The sequence below is a fragment of the Comamonas sp. BIGb0152 genome (assembly GCF_024809975.1).
Lineage (GTDB): Bacteria > Pseudomonadota > Gammaproteobacteria > Burkholderiales > Burkholderiaceae_C > Comamonas.
The window spans coordinates 23,130-42,433 of the sequence record NZ_JANUDY010000002.1 but is presented as its reverse complement, the minus strand read 5'-3'; the positions used below and the strand labels follow the sequence as shown (position 1 = coordinate 42,433).

The window sequence follows — 19,304 nt, the reverse complement described above, 5'->3', positions numbered from 1 at the left end:
GTTCGCGTAGTAAACGAACAGCCCCGGCTCCCCAGGATTCGTGCCGAAACTGAAGCACGGCGAACATGGCTTGCACGACGGCACGCGCCGCGTTCTTTGGGTTCGCTATCGCAGAAATGCGCAGCGCCTTCCTTGCAGGCTTCTTGGTTTCAGTGCTGTGGCCCGGGCTGTTGGTGCTCAGGGGTGCCGGGCATGGCTGGGTCTGCAGTTTGGCTTTGCAAGTAGTCCAGCATCGCACGCAATTTAGGCGGTATATGCGGCCCAGGGGCGTGGATGGCGTAGGCCATGCGGGGGGCGTAACTGCCCGCCAATTGCCAGCCTGGCAGCACTTGCAACAGGCTGCGGTTGGCGAGATGGCTGCTGGCCACAAAATCGGCCATCAGCGCGATCCCGGCGACGGCGTTGTGCTGCAACGCATGGAGCAAACCCTGGCTGCTGGCGATGGTGATGGGCGTGTTGAGCCGCAGCTTGGTGGGAGCTGCAGTGGGCATGTGCGCCGGAACAAGTTCCACCAGGTTTTGAAAGGGGCCATAGCCCAGGCTCATGCAGGGGTGGGCGAGCAAATCCTGTGGTTGGGTGATCGGCAGGCGGGATTGCAGATAAGCGGGGTGCGCCACCAAGACATAGCCGACGCGCCGCAGCGGCCGAGCCACCATGGCTGGCGGTAGCGCATCCACGGCCGTGATACGGATGGCCAGGTCCAGCCCTTCGGCGGTCAGATCGGCCATGGTGTCGCTCATGCTCAGCTGTACCTGCACTTCGGGGAAGCGCGCGCAAAAGCCGGGCAGCAGCGGCGCCAGCCACCAATCGCCAAACACCAAAGGCGCGTTGATGCGCAGTATTCCTTGGGGTTGCTGGCGGTGGGCCGTCGCGCGCGATACCGCCTGCTCGGCGCTTTGCAGCATTAGCACGCAATCGGCATGCACGGCAGCCCCTACTTCGGTCAGCGACAAGGACCGCGTCGTGCGGTGCAGCAGCTTGACGCCCAGCGCCGACTCCAGCCTGCCAACGCTGCGGCTGACGGCGCCGGTGGTCAGGCGCAACTGACGCGCCGCGCCTGCAAAGCTGTGCTGGGCGACGACCTGGACAAAGACCTGCATATCGGCAAGCGGGAGGGTATCGGTGGTCATGGTAGCGAGCGCCGTTAACACAACTACGGCCTGCGGCTAGGCACCCAGTCGGGGACGCCTAGTCGGGGACGCCAAGTCGGGGACGCCAAGTCGGGGACGCCAAGTCGGGGACGCCAAGTCGGGGACGCCCAGTCGGGGACGCCAAGTCGGGGACGCCCAGTCGGGGACGCCTAGTCGGGAACGCCAACCTTCGGCTCGCTGGGCTGTGTTATCGGCGCTTATTGTTGTTCAGCAGACAATAATAAATTGAATCAAAGACGTATTGTTTAATGATTGCGCAGGTGTGACCATCACAGCTATTGAATTACGTGAGATACCGCCATGCAATCCTCAAGCGCAGCAGCCAGGCACCAGGCCACAGCGACCCCCATCACCACACGTGGCGGGGGCGGCACTTGGCGCATGGTCGCAGCCATGGTCCTGTCAGGAACGATTGGCCTGGTCGTCATCGAGAGTGGTTTACCGGTAGAGGGCGTGGTGCTGCTGCGCTGCTTGCTCGGTGCGCTGGGCCTGGGGCTGTGGGTATGGTGGCAACGGGCCTGGGTGCGCCCATCCGGGCAGGCCTGGGCGGCGATGCTGATCGGCGGCCTGGCTTTGGTGGCCAACTGGGTGATGCTGTTCCATGCTTATGCCTATGTGGGCATTGCCGTGGCAACGGTGGTCTACCATGTGCAGCCTTTTATGCTGGTGCTGGCTGCCGCCCTGGGGGGCGAGGCCATCGGATGGCGCAAACTTGGGTGGATGTTGCTGGCGCTGCTGGGTGTGGTGCTGAGCAGCGGGCTGGGCACAGCGGCCGCTGCCACCGCGGCGCCCCACATGGGCGCGCCGGTCTGGGGCATCTTGCTGGCGCTCATCGCTGCCGGCCTGTATACCGTGACGGTGGTCAGCACCCGGCGCATCCAAGGCATCGCGCCAGCGCAAATCGCGATGGTGCAGATGCTGGTGGGAGGCGCGGCACTGGCCTTGTGGTCGGCACCGCTGGTGATGCAAGTGCTGGGGACGGCCGCCCCGATGCCATCCATGAAGACGGTGATTTGCGTGCTCATTTTGGGCCTGCTGCACACCTCGCTGATGTACGGACTGATGTATGGCGCCTTTCAGCGCCTGGGGGCTGCCGCAGTGGCGATGCTGAGCTTTGTCTATCCGGCAGTGGCCTTGGCCGTGGATTTGCTCTGGTTTGGCGCCCATCCGACAGCGCTTCAGTGGTGGGGCATGGGCTTGATCGTCGCGGCGGTGCTGGGCTACCGTTGGCAGGATCTGCGCAGCTAGCTGACGCAGACTTTGTTCAAAGCATGTTCCGCAGAGGTCATTGCCTGCGCAACGCCGCAATGGAGAGCTTCTCCACGGTCGTGAGGCGCGAGTGGCTCTACCTGCGCAAGTTCAGCAGCACAAGGGAACTGCGCATCGAATGCATGCACTGCATCCGCTACAACAACCGTCATTGAATGTCGATGAAACCAAACGGCCTGAGTCCAGTGCAGTTCCGAACGCAGGCCATCTGCCCATCAACGAGCGGTCCTGCTTTTGGGGATCCATTCTGGTATGCAGGCTGCCGCGCGTTTTAGTCCCTCAGCAAGGCATGGCGGCAAACCCAACCATCAGGGTTTTTTAAGGGTGAACACCGTCTTTTTCACCTGGCCCCGGTAAGACAGCTCCCCGCCTTGGTACTCAGCGCGCTCCTTCCAGGTCTGGCGCGCTGGTGGGGCTTCGTCCGAGTAAGAGATGCGTTCAGTTTCCAGCCGTGATTTTTGAATATCCGATAGCTTGGGGGGCTTGGCTTTGAAGTTAAGTTTCATGACCCATTCGTCCTGTTCATTGCGTGCAGCGTGCGCGTTGTGTCGCGCATCGCCCGCACGGCGTCTTCATGCCGAAACGAAATAGATTTCGTGCAGGCGCTCTGTCACGCGTCGCTCTGCCTGCAAGCGATAGCCTTTGGCTTTCCAGAGATCGAGCTGTGCAGCGCTCTGGTTTTTTGCCACCAGTCGCGTGTTTCTTGCGCCAAGTCGGCCCATGAAGATGTCGTAGAACTTCTCCATCCCTACTCCTAAAAAAGGCAAAAGCACCAGCTGGGGATGCTTTTGGTGCGCCGCTGATGGTGCACAGCGGCAGGTGGTGCAGCAGCCTGGGAAGGCGCGCAATAGGCTCTGGCCGCCGGCTTACAAGACCAGGAAAACTTGCTGGCCCTGCTCTTGGTCCTGCTTGTCTTTTTCTTGGGGGGTCTTGCTGCCTTGTTCCTGTGGTGAAGGAATACCCGACATCTTGAGCATCATCTCTTCGGATTTGTCCCAAAAAGAGGCTGGCGGGTAGGCTGAGAATTTGAACATGTAGACCTCCGGTCTAGTGCGGCGCATCAGGATGGATGGCCTTGCCCCACGGTACTCCTTTTAATGACCTTAAACCAAGCGACTCGAAAACTGTCAAAGCGGCCCACAATCGGCGGGCGGGAGCAACTCCTACCTGAAGGCTAACTTGCGCCCCACGCGCCATCGCTGCCGCCATGGGGTAGCCTGGGATGCAATCACCACCAAAGGAAACGAGATGGGCTATGGGCAAATTCTGCTGCTGTTCTTCATGGGCTGGCTGGCCTACCTGGCCTATTGGCTTTTATCGCGAGGGCCGCCAGCTCGGCGAAGCTGGTGGCCGACCAGGCCGGCGTTGACGAATAAATGGAAAAACCTCCGCGCCGAGAAGCACTGGGCAAGAGGAGAAAATGTGCAGGTCACGGACGACGGCACACAAACCGCCAATATTTATCAGGTCGCAGGCAATTTCTTTGGGGACCGTGCAGACCTCAACTGCATTGCATTTTTGGTGCATGAGACGGGCAACGTGGGAACCAAGCAGTCGGTGTCCGTGATTGTCAACGGCCTGGTCCTGGGCCATCTGTCCCCCAGGGATGCCCTGCCCCTCCAGGCCAGGCTGCAAGAAGCAGGAATGGCGGTGGCAGTCACCTCTTGTGAAGCCCACGTTGGCGGCGGTGGCACGGGCCTTGACGGCAAAAAGCGTCGCTATTTGATTTCATTGGATGTGAACTGGTTCGAGGCCTGAGCCATCTGCCACAGGCCCAGGTACTGCGTCCGCCCGCTGCCCGGGGCTGCGGTTGGTGCTGGTTTGACACGAGGACAGTAGCCAAGGCCCTCCAGCGCACGGCGCTTTCGGTGTACCGCTTAGCGACCAGGGCTTTCCACCGCTTTCACACCACGCGCAGCAGGCCGTGCAGGCCGCAGCAGTCAGGCGCTGTGCAATTTCTCAGCGCTTGGCCGGCGCTCCGCATAGCAGATGGCCACCCCCATCACCGCGATCCCGGCGATCTGCAAAGGCCCCAGACGGTGCCCAAAATACAGCCAGTCCACCAAGATCGCCATGGCGGGGTAGGCAAACTGCAAGACCGCGATACGCCCCGTGGGCAGCCTGGCCATGCCGGTGTAGATCAGGGCATACGCCATGGCGGTATGCACCAGGCCCAGACCAGCCAGCCAGAACCAGGAAGCGCCCCAGGCCGGCCAGCCCTCGTGGGCAGGCGCGATCCAGAGAACGGCACTGCCTGCTGCACATTGCCACCAAGCCAAGACACCGGCAGGCAGATCACGCAGGCGCCGCGCAATCACCGTCACCGCTGCGGTCAAGAATGCCCCCAGCAGGCAAAAACCCACACCCCACCAATAGGCGGATCGCGCGTCTTGCGGTGACGCGACCTGCTCCAGCACCCCCGTCGCCAGCACCAGCCCCAGCATGGATGCTGCCACAGCCACCACCTTTGGCCGGCCAGGCCGCTCGCCCAGGCACAGCGCACCCAACACCAGCACCCACATGGGCTGCAGATGGAACAGCACCACGGCAACCCCGGCAGACATGCGCTCCATTGCCGCGAAAAACAGCACCCAACCCAGCACCATCAAGACGCTGGCCAGCAGCACCCAGACGGCGGTACTCCGGCTCAGTCGCAGACGGCCCAGTTGTCCGCGCCACAGCAACCAAGCCGTCAGGCCCAACAGCCCAAAGGCGCAGCGAAACCAGGTGGCCGTCAGCGCGTCGGCATCGGCCAGGTGCACAAAAACACCGATGCTGCCCAGCAGCGCACTGCCCAGTAAAAATGGCAAAACGCCAGCGACTGCGTGGTGTGCCACGTGGGGCCTTGGGTGCGCATGGTGCGCGGCGGCACTGCGCGTGGGGTTGGGGTAGCGATGCATGGCCTGCAGTGTGAAACACCAGCCATATTACGAAAAGCGCATAATTCTTCCACCAGCCATTCGAATATCGAATCTACATGCCCACCACCTCCCAAGACCTGCAGATGGACTGGCTCAAGTGCTTTGTCGCCGTGGTCGATACCGGCTCGCTGTCTGGCGCAGCGGGCGAGGTGCACCGCTCCCAGTCGGCCGTGAGCATGCAGCTCAAGAAGCTGGAATCCGCCGTCGGCCATCGTTTGCTGGAGCGCGACAGCCGCAGCCAGCAGCTCACCGCAGAAGGCCAAAAGCTGCTCGGCTACGCCCGCCGCATCCTGGATCTGCACAGCGAGGCACAGTCGGCACTGCAAGGCCAGGCGCTGCGGGGGAATGTACGCCTGGGGGTGCCCGATGACTACGCCGCCAAGTACCTGACACCGGTATTAAAACGCTTTGCACCCCGGCATAGCGGCGTGGAGATCGTGCTCAGCTGCGAGCAGTCCACCGCGCTGATTCCGCGCGTGGCAGCCGGCGCGCTCGATCTGGCACTGGTTTCGCGCGACCACGCACGCCGGGGCACCTTGCTGTTCCATGAGCCCATGGTCTGGGTCGGCTCCGAGCACTTTGCGCTGTGGCGGCGCGATCCCCTGCCCATTGCCGTGTATGAGGAAGCCAGCTTGGCCCGGCGCGGTGCGCTGCAATCGCTGGCCATGCAAGGGCGCCAGCACCGCGTGGTCTACAACAGCTCCAGCCTGGCCGGGCAGATTGCTGCCGTGGAGAGCGGCTTGGCCATTGCCGCCCTCACCCAGTGCAGCGCGCCACCCCATCTGCAGGTCCTGGGCAGCAAACACGGCCTGGGCCCCTTGGCGCCGATGGAGGTCGCCGTCTACCGCAGCAAGGAATCGCGCCACTCCCCAGCGGTGGACAGCTTGTACCAGCTGCTGGTGCAGACGCTGAGGCTGGTGCAGGGCCCCGTGGCGGGCTAAAGCCCGTCCTGGCAACACGGAAAGCGATGAATTAATTATTCATATAAAATTCTTGAACTATTCAGGAAAGCCCAAGTGCCCCCCTTCCCCCGACCAGCATTGAACGATCTGCACCAGGCCATCGAGCGCGCGCTGGCCGGTGGGCCGCGCTCTGGCCAGCAGCTGGTGGAATCGCTGGGCATCAGCCAGCCAACGCTCTCCCGAACTATTCGCGAACTATCCACCACGGTCACCATGTTTCGCGAGCCGGGCCAGCGTACGCCGCATTACGCGCAGTTGCGCAAGCTGCCGCTGGGGCTCAACCCGCGCCAGCGGGTTTACCGCTTTCTCTCCAGCGGCCACATCGTTCCGTATGCCGACCTCGAATTCCTCGTGGGGGGCGGCACGCTGGAGCGCGGTGATGCTGGCGCCATTCGCCTTTACGAAGGCCTGCCGCCCTATATGTTGTTTGCGGCGCCATCGGGGTTTTTGGGTCGCCAACTTGCCCAGACTGCAGCGCGCAACCAGCCCTTCCCTGTCAGCCTGAGCGACTGGAGCGACGACCACCGTATTGCGTTCCTGTTCACGCAAGGGCTCAATCTGCCGGGCAACCTGATCTTTGGCGATCTACCGTTGCAGCGCGAAATGGATTTGCTGCGCCAGCCCATGCCGCAGGCACAAGACAAGCTGGACGTGTATGTGGGCCTCGCGCAGCAGCTCAAAAACGAATCCTATGGCTCGAGCGCCGGTGGCGAGCAGCCCAAATTCCTCTGGGTGGCGCCAGACACGGGGTCGGTGATCGTCAAGTTTGCACGTGCTGGCAGCCGCATGGCTGAGCTGCTGCCACTGGAACACTTGGCGCTGGCATCGCTGGCCGAGGTGGGCGTGCCCACCGCCAAGACACAGATCCTTGCCCGCGGCGAGTTTGTGTTTCTGGAAGTCCAGCGCTTTGACCGCATCGGCAAGCAAGGACGGCTAGGCATGCTCTCAGCTGGCGCCGTGGATGACGAGTTTTTCGGTGTGCGCGATACCTGGCCCGAGTTCGCCGCACGCTGCGTGAACGCAGACTATGTCAGCCCCCAGCATGCCGAGCATGTCGCTGTGATGGCCGCGTTCAGCGAATTGATCGGCAATACCGACCGGCATTTCGAGAATATTTCGCTGCTGATTGGCGACGATGGCGAGTACCTGGGCATTGCCCCCGCCTACGACATTCTGCCGATGCGCTACGCCTCCATCGGCGGCGGGCTGGACCCGGAGCTGGTGCCCATCGAGCCCAAGGTGAGCACCATTGGCGCCGTCCCCCGGGTGTGGAGCCTGGCTGCGCGTGCGGCCGACGCCTTCTGGGAAGCCGCCAGCGATGCCCAACTGGCCGCACCCACCTCCGCGGCCATGCAAGCGCTGGCGGTACGCAACCGAGAGGTAGCGCGGGCGTTTGCAGCCCCGCTGTTGCCCACGCAATAAGCGAGCTCAGCGGCGCTGGGCCCCGCCAGCACGCAAGCAGCTGCCAACCCCCACTGGGCTCTCACTGGGCGTCCACCCCCGCCTCCACCCGCCCAAACCGCTCATAGATCGACTGCCCGCCGGACAGCAAATCGGTCTGGATCGCCACCCGCGCCGCATGCGGGTCGTTGCGGCGCAAGGCCTCGATGACGGGGTAATGGTGGTCAATCATGCTGCGCCCGCCTTCGCTGTAACTCTGGGCGATCAGCGGGCCCATCTTGAGCCACAGGCCGTACAAAATATCGGACAGCAGCGGCATGCGGGCCAGCTGGCACAGCGCAAAGTGAAAATCCTGGTTCAGCGCAATCGCCTGGGCGATGTCGCCGCGCCGCACGGCCTCTTCGTTCTGCTGCACCTGCTCGGCCAGGCGCTGCACCTCATCGGCAGTGGCGCGCACGGCGGCCTGGCTGGCGGCCATGCCTTCCAGCTCCACGCGGATGTTGCGAATCTCCAGGTACTCGTCCAAGCTCAGGCGGCGCACCCGTATATCGCGGGGGCTGAGCATCACCAATACGCCGTGCTGCACCAGGCGCAGGATGGCATCGCGCACGGGCGTCACGCTGGTGCCCATTTGGGCCGCCAACTCGCGGATCTTGAGGCGCTCACCGGGCAACAGCTGCCCTTTGACCAGCGCCTGCGCCAGCTGGGCATAGATCTGCTCGCCCTTGCTCTCGGTGTTGACACTCTCAAATCGGTCTGCCATCTGCCATTGCTCCTGGGGTGTTTTTGTGGTGGCGCCACGCTGCGGGATTGGTAGGGATCCCCAGCCTCGCAGTGCAGCAAGATGCATCATACGCAAAAGCCCAGCCATTCAGGTTTGTCCCAATGCCTTGGCTTCAACTTGCTGTTTAAATCAGCCTCATGGATTTATGATGCATCAAACATCAAATTAACCAAATACGCACTGTCTTCCCCTGCCATGACCAGCTCCAGCACCGCCCTTCTCAAATCTGACGAACCCGATGCACTGGCGCAAGCCAGCCAGGGCTTTTTAACAGCGGTACCCCAGGTCAGGGCCGCTGACGCTGCGGCACTGGCGCGCGAGGTCTATGGCATCAGCGGCGATGTGCAGCCGCTGTCCGGTGAGCGCGACCGCAACTTTCTGATCCGCGCGAAGGACGGCAGCGCCGTCACCCTCAAGTTCATCAGCGCGGCCGAGTCGCTGGCGGAAACGGAGATGCAGATCGCCGTGCTCAAGCACCTGGCAGGCCGCTGCGCCGTGCCCGTGCCCTTGCACCACCCGATGCAACAGCCCGCAGCAGCAGAAGCCAGTGCCAAAACCAGCCCCGATTGGCTGGATTGGTGCAGCCCGGCGGGCGAGCGGTTGCGGGTGCGCTGCTACAGCTTTCTGGATGGCAAGCCCGGCAGCGATCTGCAGCGCAATGCCACCGCCTGGCAGGCCTGGGGCCTGGCCATTGCCCAGTTGCACGGGGCCTTGGCAGACTTTGCGCACCCGGCCACCGAGCGCCCTTTTTTATGGGATGCACGCCGCGCACCACTGCTGCGCCCCTGGCTGGAGGTGGTGGACGACGCCCCGCTGCGTGCGCAGATTGCCGCGTTCTGGACCTTGTTTGAGCCGCGGCTGGCACGGCTGGGCCCGCAGCTGCCCACGCAGACCATCCACAACGATCTGTCGCCCAGCAACCTGCTGGCCAGCGACGATGGCTTGGGCATTGCCGGGGTGCTTGATTTTGGCGACATGCTGCGGGCACCGCGCGTGGCCGATCTGGCCATTGCCGCCTCTTACCAGATGCCACTGACCGACGCGCCCGATGCCGCGCTGGCAGCGATGCTGGCAGGCTACGAAAGCCTGCTGCCGCTGTCCGCTGTCGAGCAAGATTTGCTGCCCGATCTGATCCTGGCGCGGCTGACGCAGCGCATGGTGATTACCGCCTGGCGCGCCCGCCTCTATCCCGACAACCGCGTCTACATCCTGCGCAGCCAGGCCACCGCCACGGCCTTGTTCAGCCGCATGATTGGCGGCTGGCTGCAAGCCCATGCCGCGCAAGCCGACCGCCGTGCCGACACCCAGCCAACCGCCGCCTGACCCCCACCTGGAGCACCACCCGATGCCAACCCTCTCCGCAGACGACCAGCGCCTGCTTGCACGCCGCCAAAGCGCGCTGGGCCCCTCTTACCGCCTGTTTTACGACGCGCCCCTGCACCCGGTGCGCGGCGATGGCGTCTGGCTGTGGGATGCCGATGGCCGCAGCTACCTGGATGCCTACAACAATGTGCCCGTGGTCGGCCATGCCAATGCCTCGGTGAACGCAGCGCTCATCGCGCAAAGCCAGTTGCTCAACACGCATACCCGCTACCTGCATGACAACGTGGTGCAGCTGGCCGAGCGGCTGCGCGCGCTTTTTCCGGCCGAGCTGGACACCAGCGTGTTCACCTGCACCGGCAGCGAGGCCAATGACCTGGCACTGCGCGTGGCGCAAGAATTTACTGGTCGCCAGGGCCTGATCATCACCCGCAACGCCTACCACGGCGTGACCATGGCACTGGCGCAATGCTCGCCGTCCCTGTGCCCACCGGCAGCGCATGTGGAGCTGATCGACCCGCCCGCGTTCCAGGGCATGGATGCCCAGGCGGCAGCAGCCGCCTTTGCCCAGCGGGTGGATGATGCCGCCACCGCGCTGGAAGCGCGTGGCACGCCGGTGAGCGCCTTGCTGCTCGATACCGTGTTTGCCAGCGATGGCGTGCACATCGACGCCGCGCCCATCCTGCAAGCCGCCGCCCAGGCCGTGCGCAAGCGCGGCGGCCTGTTCATTGCCGATGAGGTGCAAGGCGGCTTTTGCCGCACCGGCCGCTGGTGGGCCTTTGGCCGCGAATCGGTGGTGCCCGATATGGTGACCATGGGCAAACCCATGGGCAATGGCCACCCGATTGCGGCCTTGGTGCTGAAGACGCCGCTGATGGAGGTGTTTGGCAAGCGCTGCCGCTACTTCAACACCTTTGGTGGCAACACGGTATCTGCCGCGGTGGCCCTGGCCGTGCTCGATGCGCTGGAGCGCATGGACGCCCCCGCCCATGTACGCCGCGTCGGCGGCCATCTGCAGCAGGCGCTGCAGTCGCTGGCAGCGCAGCACAGCGCCATCACCCAGATCCGAGGCGAAGGCCTGTACTGGGGCCTGCAGCTGGAGAGCGGCAGCCTGGCCACGGCCGTCGTCAACCACATGCGCCAAGCGGGGGTACTGATCAGCACCAGCGGGCCGCTGGGCGATACCCTCAAGATCCGCCCGCCGCTGCCCTTTGGGACCGCGCACGCCGATCTGCTGGCGACGGCGTTGGATGAGGCCTTGCAGGCCCGGGCCTGACGGTGCTGCCCATGCCCCACCACAGCACGCCGCCCTCGTCGCAACCTGTCGCCCTGGTCAGCGGCGCCGGGCGCGGCCTGGGGCTGGCCATTGCGCAAGAGCTGCTGGCCCATGGCTGGCGGGTGAGCGTGGGCACGCGCCAGCCCGTGCCGCAGCTGGCAGGCCATGCCCCTGCACAACTGCTTCGCAGCCACTTTGATGCGCTGGACGCGGCCAGCGAAACCCGCTGGATCGCCGAGGCGGCCGGGCATTTTGGGCGCATTGACGCCATCGTCCACAACGCCGGCGTGCTCAGCACCGACAGCGTGCTGACGGCCAGCGATGCGGAGTTTGACCGGCTGATGGCCATCAATGTGAAATCGCCCATGCGGCTGACGCGCCAGGTATGGCCGTATTTGCAGCAGTCGCCCAATGGCAAGGTGGTGGTCATGGCATCGCTGGCCGGCAAACGGGTGCGGGCACCCGAGGGCTCGCTCTATGCCATCAGCAAACATGCGGCGCTGGCCTTGGCCCATGGCATACGCCACTGCGGCGGGGCCGACCGCATCCGCTGCACCGCCATCTGCCCAGGCTTTGTCGACACCGATATGGCCGATGGCGTGCAGCCCGAGATGCGCGCCCAGATCAGCCAACCGGCCGACATTGCCACCCTGGTGCGCACGGTGCTGGGGCTGCCCGCCAGCGCCAGCGTGGCCGAGATAGCAGTGAGCTGGCAGGTGGAGTCGCAGTACTAGGGACCCTCTGCAAAACGCCCTGCCGTGGTCTGAACGCGGTCTCGGGCGATCCGCGTCCATCCCTTTGGGCGAGGGTTTTGCAGAGGATCCCTAGCCGCCCACCAGCAGCAAGGCCATTGGCCTGCGCTACACTCAGCCGCTGCGGAACTTTCTGCATCCTGCCCTGTCTGAACCCACCATGCGTGCTTGTCTGTCCCTGTTGCTGATGCTGATGCTGGCCCTGCGCGGCCTCATGGGCGACGCCATGGCGATGGGCATGGTGGCACCGGTGATGCCGGCCGCGATGGCCGAACACCACGCCAGCAGCCTGGTTGACCACGCGGACATCGGCACTAGCCACATCAGCCACACCAGCGCAGACAGCCGCCACTGCAGCACCGGCGACGACCTGGCTTGCCACGGCGATCATGGCAAGCATGACCCCGCCCAGCATGGCGCCAGTTGCTCGGCCTGCGGCATCTGCCATTCGGCCATTGATCTGTTCAACGACGCGGGCTTTGCGGCCCTTGCCTCCCCCTCGCTGGCCCGCGCCAGCGGCAGCGCGCTCTTTGCCAGCGCCCTGCTCACCCAAGCCTCCAAACCACCCATTTCCTGATTGCTGACACCCGAGGTGCGTCCGCATGGCAACTGCCATGCAGGCGCCTGCTTTGACCAAGCTTTCAGGAGAATCCTATGCGCACTGCGCATGTCTTGCGCTGCCTTGCCAGCGCGGGCTGGCTGGTTGGCACCAGCTGGCTGTATGCCCAAACGCCGGCCTCTGCCCCGGCCGCCACCGATCCCGACGCACCCACATCGGCGCTCCGCCACCCGCCCCTGGCCAGCAGCGGCAGCATGGTTGATGCGCCCGGCGATTGGCAGCAGGCCAATGCCGCAGTGGCTGCTTTTACCAGAGGCCATGCCGATGTCATGGCCTGGGAAAAAGCCCAGATGGCCGCGCCCGCTGCTCCAGGCACCCCTGCCGAGCCAGCGGCAGCGCACCGCCACGGAGGCCAGCCATGAAGCGCCTGGCCCTTCGCCTCACCACCCTGTCTGCCGCGCTGCTGCTGGCTGGCTGCGCCAGCGTATCGCCCGATGGCCTGCGCAGCGATGTCACCCAGCAGCTGCAAGGCCGCCTGCCGGCCCAGGCCCAACTGCCGCCAGCCGATGCGCAGGCCCTGCAAGCGGCGCAGGCACAAATAGCGCAGTGGCTGCAGCAGCCCGTGGATGCGGACACCGCCGTGCGCATTGCGCTGTTGAACAACCCCGGCCTGCAGGTGCAGCTGGCGCAACTGGGCATTGCCGATGCCCAGCGCGTGCAAGCCTTGACCTTGCCCAACCCCAGCCTCAGTCTGGGCTTTTTCCGCAACAGCCATGAGCGCGAGATTGAGCGCAAGCTCAGCTTTGGCCTGGTCGATCTGCTGACCCTGCCCTGGCGCAGCCGCTGGCAAGGCTGGCAGATGGAGCAGGCCACCTTGGGCGCGGCGCAGCAAACCCTGCTGCTGGCCGCAGACACCCGCCGGGCCTGGCTGAACGCCGTGGCGGCAGAGCAGGCACGGGCCGCCAACATCCGCATGCATGAGGCCGCTGCCCTGGGCGGCGAGCTGGCCCGCCGCATGGCCGCAGTCGGCAACTTCAGCAAGCTGGACCAGGCACGCGAGATGGCCCAGCAGCAGCAAGCGGCCGCGCAGCTGGCACGCGCCGAGCTGGCTGCGCAACTGGCCCGCGAGCAGCTGGCCCAGCGCATGGGCCTGTGGGGCGAGCAGCTGGATTTTGCGCTGCCCACCGCCTTGCCCCCGCTGCCCAAAGCCGCCAGCGACTTGCGCAGCAGTGCCAATGCAGAGGCCACCGCACTGCGTGAGCGCCTGGACCTGGGCGCCCTGCGCCGCAATCTGGAAGTCAGCACCGACCGCCAAGGCTGGGCCACCCTGGGCGCGGTATTTGGCGACATTGGTGCCAGCTACAGCCGCAACACCAGCACCGAGCGCGATACCGGCCACAAAGACAGCACCCGGGGCTGGGAGCTGGATGTGCCCCTGCCGCTGTTCGACTGGGGCTCGGCCGCCAGCGGCCTGGCACGCCACCAGGTGCAAGCCAATGCAGCCCAGCTGCGCGAGAGCGCCATCCGTGCGCGCAGCGAGGCACGCAGCAGCTGGCGCAGCTACCGCACCGCCTGGGACCTGGCCCACCAGCAGCAAACCGAAGTGCTGCCGCTGGCCCAGCTGGTGCAGGAAGAGACCATCTACCGCTACAACGGCATGTTTGTCAGCGTCTGGCAGCTGCTGGCTCAGGCCCGCAGCACCACCCAGGCGGTGCTGACGGCGACTGACGCGCAGCGCGACTTCTGGCTGGCCGAGACCGATCTGCAACTGGCGCTGAGCGGCACATCGCCGCAACCCACAGCCGCCAGCGCACGCGCTGCACGCACTGCCGCTGCGCCTGCCACACCCCCCACCGAACCCCAAGGCCACTGATATGCAACGCCGTCAATTTTTCTCCGGCGCCGCCTCGGCCGTGGCGGCTGCCGCCATCAGCCCGGTAGCCATGGCCGCCCTGCCCGAGGCCATCACGCAAACCAGCGCTGATACCGCCGCGCCGCTGCTGCCGCCCAATGGCAGGCCCTACCAACCGGTGGTCACCCTTAACGGCTGGACCCTGCCCTGGCGCATGAACGCCGGCGTCAAGGAGTTCCACCTGGTGGCAGAGCCGGTGGTGCGCGAGGTGGCACCGGGCTTTTTTGTCAACATGTGGGGCTACAACGGCCAGTCGCCCGGCCCCACCATCGAGGTGGTGGAAGGCGACCGAGTCCGCATCTTTGTCACCAACCGCCTGCCCGAAGCCACCACGGTGCATTGGCATGGCCAGCGCCTGCCCAATGGCATGGATGGCGTGGGCGGCCTGAACCAACCCCACATCCCGCCAGGCAAGACCTTTGTCTACGAGTTCCAGGCGCGCCGGCCCGGCACCTTTATGTACCACCCGCATTCCGACGAGATGGTGCAGATGGCCATGGGCATGATGGGCCTGTGGATCACCCACCCCAAGGGCCGCCACCCGCAGATTGCCGATGTGGCGCGCGACTACGCCTTCCTGCTCAGCGCCTATGCGGTAGAGCCCGGCGCGATGACGCCCAAGGTGGCCGAGATGACCGATTTCAACATCTGGACCTTCAACAGCCGGGCCTTTCCGGCCATCACGCCGCTGGTGGCGGGCCTGGGCGAGCGGGTACGCATCCGTGTGGGCAACCTGACCATGACCAACCACCCCATCCATATCCACGGCCATGAGTTTGAAGTGACCGGCACCGACGGCGGCCCCGTGCCCCGCAGCGCACGCTGGCCCGAGGTGACCACCGATGTGGCCGTAGGCCAGATGCGCCAGATCGAGCTGATCGCCGACGAGCCCGGCGACTGGGCCTTCCACTGCCACAAGAGCCACCACACCATGGGCGCCATGGGCCACGATGTGCCCACGATGATTGGCCTGGACCACAAAGGCCTGGTGGGCAAGATCCAGAAGATCGTGCCCGACTACATGCTGATGGGCGAGCGCGGCATGGGCGACATGGGCGACATGGGCGCCATGCAAATGCCACTGCCGGACAACACCTTCCCGATGATGACCGGCAAGGGGCCCTTCGGCAACATCGAGATGGGCGGCATGTTTACCACCTTCAAGGTGCGCAAAGGCCTGGCCGCGCAGGACTACCGGGACCCCGGCTGGTATGCCCAGCCCCCGGGCACCGTGGCCTACGAATGGCAGGGCGCGCCGCTGGACGCGCAAGCGCCACGCCAGACCCTGCCCGGCACGGCCCCCGGCGCGCCCAGCGTCCACAAACCCGCCGCTGGCAGCGGCCATGCCAACCACTGAACCCGGAGTGATCCCATGAAAACTATTTCCCACCTGGTGGCATGCACCCTGCTGGCCAGCGCCAGCACCGCTTTTGCACACGGCAGCGAAAGCCATGCAGCCACCTCAGCGAGCGCCCCAGCCAGCACGGCTGTCACCAAGGAACAAAAGGACTGGGGCATCGCCGGCGATGCCAAGCAGGCTAGCCGCAGCATCGACCTGAACATGGGCGACGACATGCGCTTCTCACCCGCGCACTTCAGCGTCAAAAAGGGCGAAACCCTGCGCCTGCGCGTGCTCAACAAGGGCCAGGTCATGCACGAGGTGGTGCTGGGCACCAAGGCAACCCTCGCGCAACACGCGCAAATGATGCTCAAGCACCCCGGCATGGAGCATGCCGAGCCCTATATGGCCCATGTCGCCCCGCAGAAAAGCGAAGACCTGGTCTGGCACTTCAACCGCGCAGGCAGTTTTGACTTTGCCTGCCTGATCCCCGGCCACTACCAGGCGGGGATGACGGGCACGTTCACCGTCACCGATTGACGCAAACCAAGGACACCCCCATGCAACACACCCACACCCACTACTACACCCGCCGCCGCAGCTTGCAAATGCTGGCCGCTGGCCTGAGCACCGGTATGGCCGCCGTATGGCCCGCGCTCGCGGCCAGCCCGGCCCCGACACCCATCGAAGTCTGGAAAGACCCCAACTGCGGCTGCTGCAAGGACTGGATCACCTTGATGGAAAAAGCCGGCTTTAGCGCCACCGTGCACGACACCGGCAACAGCGCCATGCGCGCCAAGCTGGGCCTGCCCGTGCGCCTGGGCTCCTGCCATACCGCTCGGGTGGGCGGTTACCTGGTCGAAGGCCATGTACCGCCTGCCGATGTGCACAAGCTGCTGCAGCAAAAACCAAAGGCCCTGGGCATTGCCGTGCCCGGCATGCCCGTGGGCAGCCCCGGCATGGATGGCCCGGAATATGGCGGCCGCAAGGATCCGTTCGATGTGCTGCTGGTCACCAAAAATGGGATGAACAGCGAGGTATCGACCACCGTTTTCACCGCCTACCGCAACTGAGCATTCGCAGGCCTTTGGCATTGACAAGATTTGGAGAACTTTATGAAGAACACCCTCACCACCACCCTCGCCGCCCTGACCCTGGCTGGCACCATGCTCAGCCCAGCCCTGGCCCAGAACCATGCCGACCATGGCGACGCCGTGCCCGCAGTGCCCGCTGCAACCGCTGCTGCACCAGCGCCAGCCGCCAGTGCCGACGCGGTGATGACCGCAGGCGAGATCACCCGCGTTGACAAGCGCGGCGGCAAGCTGACCATTCGCCACGAAGAGATCAAGAACCTGGACATGCCCCCGATGACCATGGTTTTCGGATTGAAGGAGGCCGCGTTGGCGGAGCAGTTCATGCCCGGTGACAAGGTGCGCTTCCATGTGCAGGATGAGGGCGGCAGCTTGCGCATCACCCGCATCGAGCTGGCCAAGTAGGCCCCGCGGCGGGATATGGACAAAGCATGCGCTGCCAGCACCTACACTGTGCAGCCATGCAAAGTCTTCAAGCATTCCAAGAGCAACTGCAAAGCGGCGCCCTGCGCGGCGCCCGCCAGGTCAAGCTGTCTGCAGGCCTGCAGACCTTTCCGCAGGAACTCTTTGCGCTCGCGGGCAGCCTGGAGGTGCTCGACCTCTCGGGCAACCAGCTCTCCACCCTGCCCGATGACCTGACGCGTTTTGGCAAGCTGCGCGTGCTGTTTGCCTCCAACAACCCGTTTACCGAACTGCCACGCGTGCTGGGCCGTATGCCCCAGTTGGAGATGGTGGGCTTTAAGGCCTGCCAGATTCGCAGGGTGGCGGCTGATAGCCTGCCGCCGCAGCTGCGCTGGCTGATCCTCACCGACAACCAGATCAGGGAGCTGCCCGACACCCTGGGCGAGCGCCCCCGCCTGCAAAAGCTGATGCTGGCCTGTAACCAGCTGCAGAGCCTCCCGCGTGGCCTCGCCCACAGCCCCCGGCTGGAGCTGCTGCGCCTGGCTGGCAACCGCTTTGCCGCACTGCCGCCCGAGGTGCTGGCCATGCCGGCGCTGGCCTGGTTGGCGATGGCCGGCAACCCGATGACATTGCGCAGTGAGCAGCAGGTGCTGCAGGCCAACGCGGCAGCGGCTTGGCGCAGCGAGGATTTGCAGCGGCAGGAACTGCTGGGACAGGGCGCCAGCGGCCATATCTACCGCGCCAGCGTTGTCGGTGGTGGTGCCGATGTGGCGCTGAAAGTGTTCAAGGCGGGGCAGACCAGCGATGGCACGCCCCAATCAGAAATGGCAGCGGGCCTGGCAGCGGGCCAGCACCCGCATTTGCTGACACCGCTGGCGGGGCTGCAAGCGGACGCGCATGCCAGCTCCCCGGAGCTGGCAATGGTATTGCCGCTGCTACCACCCGGCCTGCAACCGCTGGCGGGCCCACCCAGCCTGGCCAGCTGCACACGCGATGTCTATGCCGACGGTGCCCGGTTTTCTGCGGCTGCCGCGCAGCGCCTGCTGGCACAGGTGCGCAGTGCCGTGGCGCATCTGCATGGCCAAGGCATGTTGCATGGGGATCTGTATGCCCACAATATCTTGTGGAACCCAACCACCGGCGATGCGGTGCTGAGTGATTTGGGGGCAGCATCGATGCTGGGCGAGTTGCCGGCGCCGCAGCGCCTGCAGCTGCAGCAGATGGAGCTGCGCGCGCTGCAGCACCTGGAAGCCGAGGTGCAGGCGCGGATGCACTGACTGCGCCCGGCAAGCCGGGCGCAAGGCTTTACTTCAGGAACGCAGGCTTGGCGTAGCCAGGGAACTGGCTGTCCACCACGGCCTTGAACTCGGGCGAGCGGTAGGCGGCAGCCAGGTCCTGGGCCCAAGCGCTCTTTTCGTTACCGGTCTTGACGGCGACCACGTTCAGGTACTGGTCGGGGGTGTTCTCCAGCACCACGGCCTCGCTCAGCTTCAGGCCCGAGGAGACGGCAAAGTTGCCGTTAACCACGACGTAATCGGCGTCTTCGAGCACGCGGGGCAGCTGGGCGGCCTCCAGCGCCACAAACTTGAGCTTGTGGGGATTGGCGGCCAGGTCCAGCTCGGAGATGCGGGCGGGGTTCACGCCCTCCTTGATCTTGACGAGGCCGGCTTGCTGCAGCACCAGCAACGCACGCGCCAGGTTGCTGGGGTCGTTGGGCAAGGCCACTTTGGCGCCGCTTTGGATATCGGCCAGGGTTTTGTGCTTCTTGCTGTAAACGCCCATGGGCGCCACGGGGCCTTGCACGATGGCCGTCAGCGCCAACTTGCGGTCGCTGGTGAACTGGTCGAAATAGGCGCGGTGCTGGAAGAAGTTGGCATCGAGCGAGCCATCGGACAGCGCCAGGTTGGGCTGCACATAGTCGTTGAACTCGATCAGCTTGATCTGGTAGCCCTTTTTCTCCAGCTGCGGCACGATGCCTTTTTGCAGCAAGTCGTAGTTGGAGCCAGCGGTGGCGCCGATCTTGAGGCTCTTTTTGGCCGCATCCTGCGCCATCGCAGGCACGGCAAAAGCAGCGATCAAAGCCATGGCGGCACTGGCCATCACGGCGCGGCGCCCTGCGGCGAAGGAAAAACGAGCGGACATCAAAATAACTCCAGGCAATCCCA

At 65.0% G+C, this 19,304-nt stretch carries 22 protein-coding genes; 15 read left to right on the top strand and 7 right to left on the bottom strand.

The features are described 5' to 3' along the window. Nucleotides 1–149 precede the first annotated feature (149 nt). Complete coding sequence (locus tag M2375_RS03620) at nt 150–1,130, bottom strand: LysR family transcriptional regulator (RefSeq protein WP_259164019.1); 981 nt, start codon at nt 1,128–1,130, stop codon at nt 150–152. A gap of 321 nt (nt 1,131–1,451) precedes the next feature. Between M2375_RS03620 and M2375_RS03615 the strand changes: the two genes are divergently transcribed. Then, nucleotides 1,452–2,399, top strand: coding sequence for a DMT family transporter (locus tag M2375_RS03615; RefSeq protein WP_259164018.1), 948 nt, complete (start codon nt 1,452–1,454; stop codon nt 2,397–2,399). Nucleotides 2,400–2,728: 329 nt separating this feature from the next. Here the strand turns inward: M2375_RS03615 and M2375_RS03610 are convergent, their stop codons facing one another. From M2375_RS03610 to M2375_RS03600, 3 genes are all read right to left on the bottom strand, one after another. Continuing rightward, entirely contained in the window at nt 2,729–2,926 is a 198-nt protein-coding gene (locus M2375_RS03610; RefSeq protein ID WP_259164016.1) for a hypothetical protein, read from the bottom strand. A gap of 66 nt (nt 2,927–2,992) precedes the next feature. Continuing rightward, nucleotides 2,993–3,166 carry a hypothetical protein gene (locus M2375_RS03605; RefSeq protein ID WP_259164015.1) on the bottom strand — a complete coding sequence of 58 codons (174 nt, stop codon included), beginning with the start codon at nt 3,164–3,166 and terminating at the stop codon, nt 2,993–2,995. Between the two features lie 120 nt (nt 3,167–3,286). After that, nucleotides 3,287–3,454 carry a hypothetical protein gene (locus M2375_RS03600; RefSeq protein ID WP_259164013.1) on the bottom strand — a complete coding sequence of 56 codons (168 nt, stop codon included), beginning with the start codon at nt 3,452–3,454 and terminating at the stop codon, nt 3,287–3,289. Nucleotides 3,455–3,668: 214 nt separating this feature from the next. On the opposite strand from M2375_RS03600, the gene M2375_RS03595 reads away from it, so the two are divergent. Further along, nucleotides 3,669–4,178 (top strand): hypothetical protein, encoded by a 510-nt coding sequence (locus tag M2375_RS03595; RefSeq protein ID WP_259164012.1) that lies wholly within the window; start codon nt 3,669–3,671, stop codon nt 4,176–4,178. Between the two features lie 182 nt (nt 4,179–4,360). Here the strand turns inward: M2375_RS03595 and M2375_RS03590 are convergent, their stop codons facing one another. Then, the gene (locus M2375_RS03590) at nt 4,361–5,320 is read right to left on the bottom strand and encodes a DMT family transporter (protein WP_259164011.1); all 960 of its coding nucleotides are present in this window, start codon (nt 5,318–5,320) and stop codon (nt 4,361–4,363) included. 77 nt (nt 5,321–5,397) lie between these two features. Here M2375_RS03590 and M2375_RS03585 point away from each other — a divergent pair, with 77 nt between their 5' ends. Both M2375_RS03585 and M2375_RS03580 read left to right on the top strand, forming a co-directional pair. Next, complete coding sequence (locus tag M2375_RS03585; protein WP_259164010.1) at nt 5,398–6,282, top strand: LysR family transcriptional regulator; 885 nt, start codon at nt 5,398–5,400, stop codon at nt 6,280–6,282. Nucleotides 6,283–6,381: 99 nt separating this feature from the next. Further along, entirely contained in the window at nt 6,382–7,725 is a 1,344-nt protein-coding gene (locus M2375_RS03580) for a HipA domain-containing protein (RefSeq protein ID WP_259164009.1), read from the top strand. 61 nt (nt 7,726–7,786) lie between these two features. On the opposite strand, the gene M2375_RS03575 is transcribed toward M2375_RS03580, so the two are convergent. After that, nucleotides 7,787–8,467, bottom strand: a complete 681-nt coding sequence (locus M2375_RS03575; protein WP_259164008.1) for a GntR family transcriptional regulator — start codon at nt 8,465–8,467, stop codon at nt 7,787–7,789. Between the two features lie 216 nt (nt 8,468–8,683). On the opposite strand from M2375_RS03575, the gene M2375_RS03570 reads away from it, so the two are divergent. The 11 genes from M2375_RS03570 to M2375_RS03520 all read left to right on the top strand — a co-directional run bounded on the left by M2375_RS03570 (nt 8,684) and on the right by M2375_RS03520 (nt 18,416). Beyond that, nucleotides 8,684–9,811, top strand: a complete 1,128-nt coding sequence (locus tag M2375_RS03570; protein ID WP_259164007.1) for a phosphotransferase — start codon at nt 8,684–8,686, stop codon at nt 9,809–9,811. A 22-nt stretch (nt 9,812–9,833) separates the two neighbouring features. Next, nucleotides 9,834–11,084 carry an aspartate aminotransferase family protein gene (locus M2375_RS03565; protein ID WP_259164006.1) on the top strand — a complete coding sequence of 417 codons (1,251 nt, stop codon included), beginning with the start codon at nt 9,834–9,836 and terminating at the stop codon, nt 11,082–11,084. 11 nt (nt 11,085–11,095) lie between these two features. After that, complete coding sequence (locus tag M2375_RS03560) at nt 11,096–11,818, top strand: SDR family NAD(P)-dependent oxidoreductase (RefSeq protein ID WP_259164005.1); 723 nt, start codon at nt 11,096–11,098, stop codon at nt 11,816–11,818. Nucleotides 11,819–11,996: 178 nt separating this feature from the next. Next, nucleotides 11,997–12,413 (top strand): hypothetical protein, encoded by a 417-nt coding sequence (locus tag M2375_RS03555; RefSeq protein ID WP_259164003.1) that lies wholly within the window; start codon nt 11,997–11,999, stop codon nt 12,411–12,413. Between the two features lie 77 nt (nt 12,414–12,490). Further along, nucleotides 12,491–12,817: a hypothetical protein gene (locus M2375_RS03550; RefSeq protein WP_259164001.1), complete on the top strand. Its 327-nt coding sequence runs from the start codon at nt 12,491–12,493 to the stop codon at nt 12,815–12,817. Continuing rightward, a complete protein-coding gene (locus M2375_RS03545) occupies nt 12,814–14,268 on the top strand; it encodes a TolC family protein (RefSeq protein WP_259163999.1) in 1,455 nt (484 codons plus the stop codon). Before M2375_RS03550 ends, M2375_RS03545 begins: the two co-directional genes overlap by 4 nt. 1 nt (nt 14,269) lies before the next feature. Continuing rightward, nucleotides 14,270–15,664, top strand: coding sequence for a multicopper oxidase family protein (locus M2375_RS03540; protein WP_259163998.1), 1,395 nt, complete (start codon nt 14,270–14,272; stop codon nt 15,662–15,664). Between the two features lie 15 nt (nt 15,665–15,679). Further along, the gene (locus M2375_RS03535) at nt 15,680–16,186 is read left to right on the top strand and encodes a cupredoxin family protein (protein WP_259163997.1); all 507 of its coding nucleotides are present in this window, start codon (nt 15,680–15,682) and stop codon (nt 16,184–16,186) included. Nucleotides 16,187–16,206: 20 nt separating this feature from the next. After that, nucleotides 16,207–16,719, top strand: a complete 513-nt coding sequence (locus M2375_RS03530) for a DUF411 domain-containing protein (protein ID WP_404979271.1) — start codon at nt 16,207–16,209, stop codon at nt 16,717–16,719. A 42-nt stretch (nt 16,720–16,761) separates the two neighbouring features. Next, on the top strand, nt 16,762–17,142 hold the full coding sequence (locus M2375_RS03525) for a copper-binding protein (RefSeq protein WP_259163996.1): 381 nt from the start codon (nt 16,762–16,764) through the stop codon (nt 17,140–17,142). Between the two features lie 56 nt (nt 17,143–17,198). Further along, the gene (locus M2375_RS03520) at nt 17,199–18,416 is read left to right on the top strand and encodes a leucine-rich repeat-containing protein kinase family protein (protein WP_259163995.1); all 1,218 of its coding nucleotides are present in this window, start codon (nt 17,199–17,201) and stop codon (nt 18,414–18,416) included. Between the two features lie 28 nt (nt 18,417–18,444). Here M2375_RS03520 and M2375_RS03515 read toward each other — a convergent pair whose 3' ends face one another. After that, nucleotides 18,445–19,281, bottom strand: a complete 837-nt coding sequence (locus tag M2375_RS03515) for a MetQ/NlpA family ABC transporter substrate-binding protein (RefSeq protein WP_259163994.1) — start codon at nt 19,279–19,281, stop codon at nt 18,445–18,447. Nucleotides 19,282–19,304 lie beyond the last annotated feature (23 nt).

What these genes read in the sequence shown, in the direction of transcription:
- M2375_RS03610 (WP_259164016.1), bottom strand. Translation starts at nt 2,926, where the DNA reads ATGAAACTTAACTTCAAAGCCAAGCCCCCCAAGCTATCGGATATTCAA.
- M2375_RS03605 (WP_259164015.1), bottom strand. Translation starts at nt 3,166, where the DNA reads ATGGAGAAGTTCTACGACATCTTCATGGGCCGACTTGGCGCAAGAAAC.
- M2375_RS03595 (WP_259164012.1), top strand. Translation starts at nt 3,669, where the DNA reads ATGGGCTATGGGCAAATTCTGCTGCTGTTCTTCATGGGCTGGCTGGCC.
- M2375_RS03620 (WP_259164019.1), bottom strand. Translation starts at nt 1,130, where the DNA reads ATGACCACCGATACCCTCCCGCTTGCCGATATGCAGGTCTTTGTCCAG.
- M2375_RS03540 (WP_259163998.1), top strand. Translation starts at nt 14,270, where the DNA reads ATGCAACGCCGTCAATTTTTCTCCGGCGCCGCCTCGGCCGTGGCGGCT.
- M2375_RS03525 (WP_259163996.1), top strand. Translation starts at nt 16,762, where the DNA reads ATGAAGAACACCCTCACCACCACCCTCGCCGCCCTGACCCTGGCTGGC.
- M2375_RS03555 (WP_259164003.1), top strand. Translation starts at nt 11,997, where the DNA reads ATGCGTGCTTGTCTGTCCCTGTTGCTGATGCTGATGCTGGCCCTGCGC.
- M2375_RS03530 (WP_404979271.1), top strand. Translation starts at nt 16,207, where the DNA reads ATGCAACACACCCACACCCACTACTACACCCGCCGCCGCAGCTTGCAA.
- M2375_RS03520 (WP_259163995.1), top strand. Translation starts at nt 17,199, where the DNA reads ATGCAAAGTCTTCAAGCATTCCAAGAGCAACTGCAAAGCGGCGCCCTG.
- M2375_RS03600 (WP_259164013.1), bottom strand. Translation starts at nt 3,454, where the DNA reads ATGTTCAAATTCTCAGCCTACCCGCCAGCCTCTTTTTGGGACAAATCC.
- M2375_RS03535 (WP_259163997.1), top strand. Translation starts at nt 15,680, where the DNA reads ATGAAAACTATTTCCCACCTGGTGGCATGCACCCTGCTGGCCAGCGCC.
- M2375_RS03575 (WP_259164008.1), bottom strand. Translation starts at nt 8,467, where the DNA reads ATGGCAGACCGATTTGAGAGTGTCAACACCGAGAGCAAGGGCGAGCAG.
- M2375_RS03615 (WP_259164018.1), top strand. Translation starts at nt 1,452, where the DNA reads ATGCAATCCTCAAGCGCAGCAGCCAGGCACCAGGCCACAGCGACCCCC.
- M2375_RS03585 (WP_259164010.1), top strand. Translation starts at nt 5,398, where the DNA reads ATGCCCACCACCTCCCAAGACCTGCAGATGGACTGGCTCAAGTGCTTT.
- M2375_RS03545 (WP_259163999.1), top strand. Translation starts at nt 12,814, where the DNA reads ATGAAGCGCCTGGCCCTTCGCCTCACCACCCTGTCTGCCGCGCTGCTG.
- M2375_RS03560 (WP_259164005.1), top strand. Translation starts at nt 11,096, where the DNA reads ATGCCCCACCACAGCACGCCGCCCTCGTCGCAACCTGTCGCCCTGGTC.
- M2375_RS03550 (WP_259164001.1), top strand. Translation starts at nt 12,491, where the DNA reads ATGCGCACTGCGCATGTCTTGCGCTGCCTTGCCAGCGCGGGCTGGCTG.
- M2375_RS03590 (WP_259164011.1), bottom strand. Translation starts at nt 5,320, where the DNA reads ATGCATCGCTACCCCAACCCCACGCGCAGTGCCGCCGCGCACCATGCG.
- M2375_RS03565 (WP_259164006.1), top strand. Translation starts at nt 9,834, where the DNA reads ATGCCAACCCTCTCCGCAGACGACCAGCGCCTGCTTGCACGCCGCCAA.
- M2375_RS03570 (WP_259164007.1), top strand. Translation starts at nt 8,684, where the DNA reads ATGACCAGCTCCAGCACCGCCCTTCTCAAATCTGACGAACCCGATGCA.
- M2375_RS03515 (WP_259163994.1), bottom strand. Translation starts at nt 19,281, where the DNA reads ATGTCCGCTCGTTTTTCCTTCGCCGCAGGGCGCCGCGCCGTGATGGCC.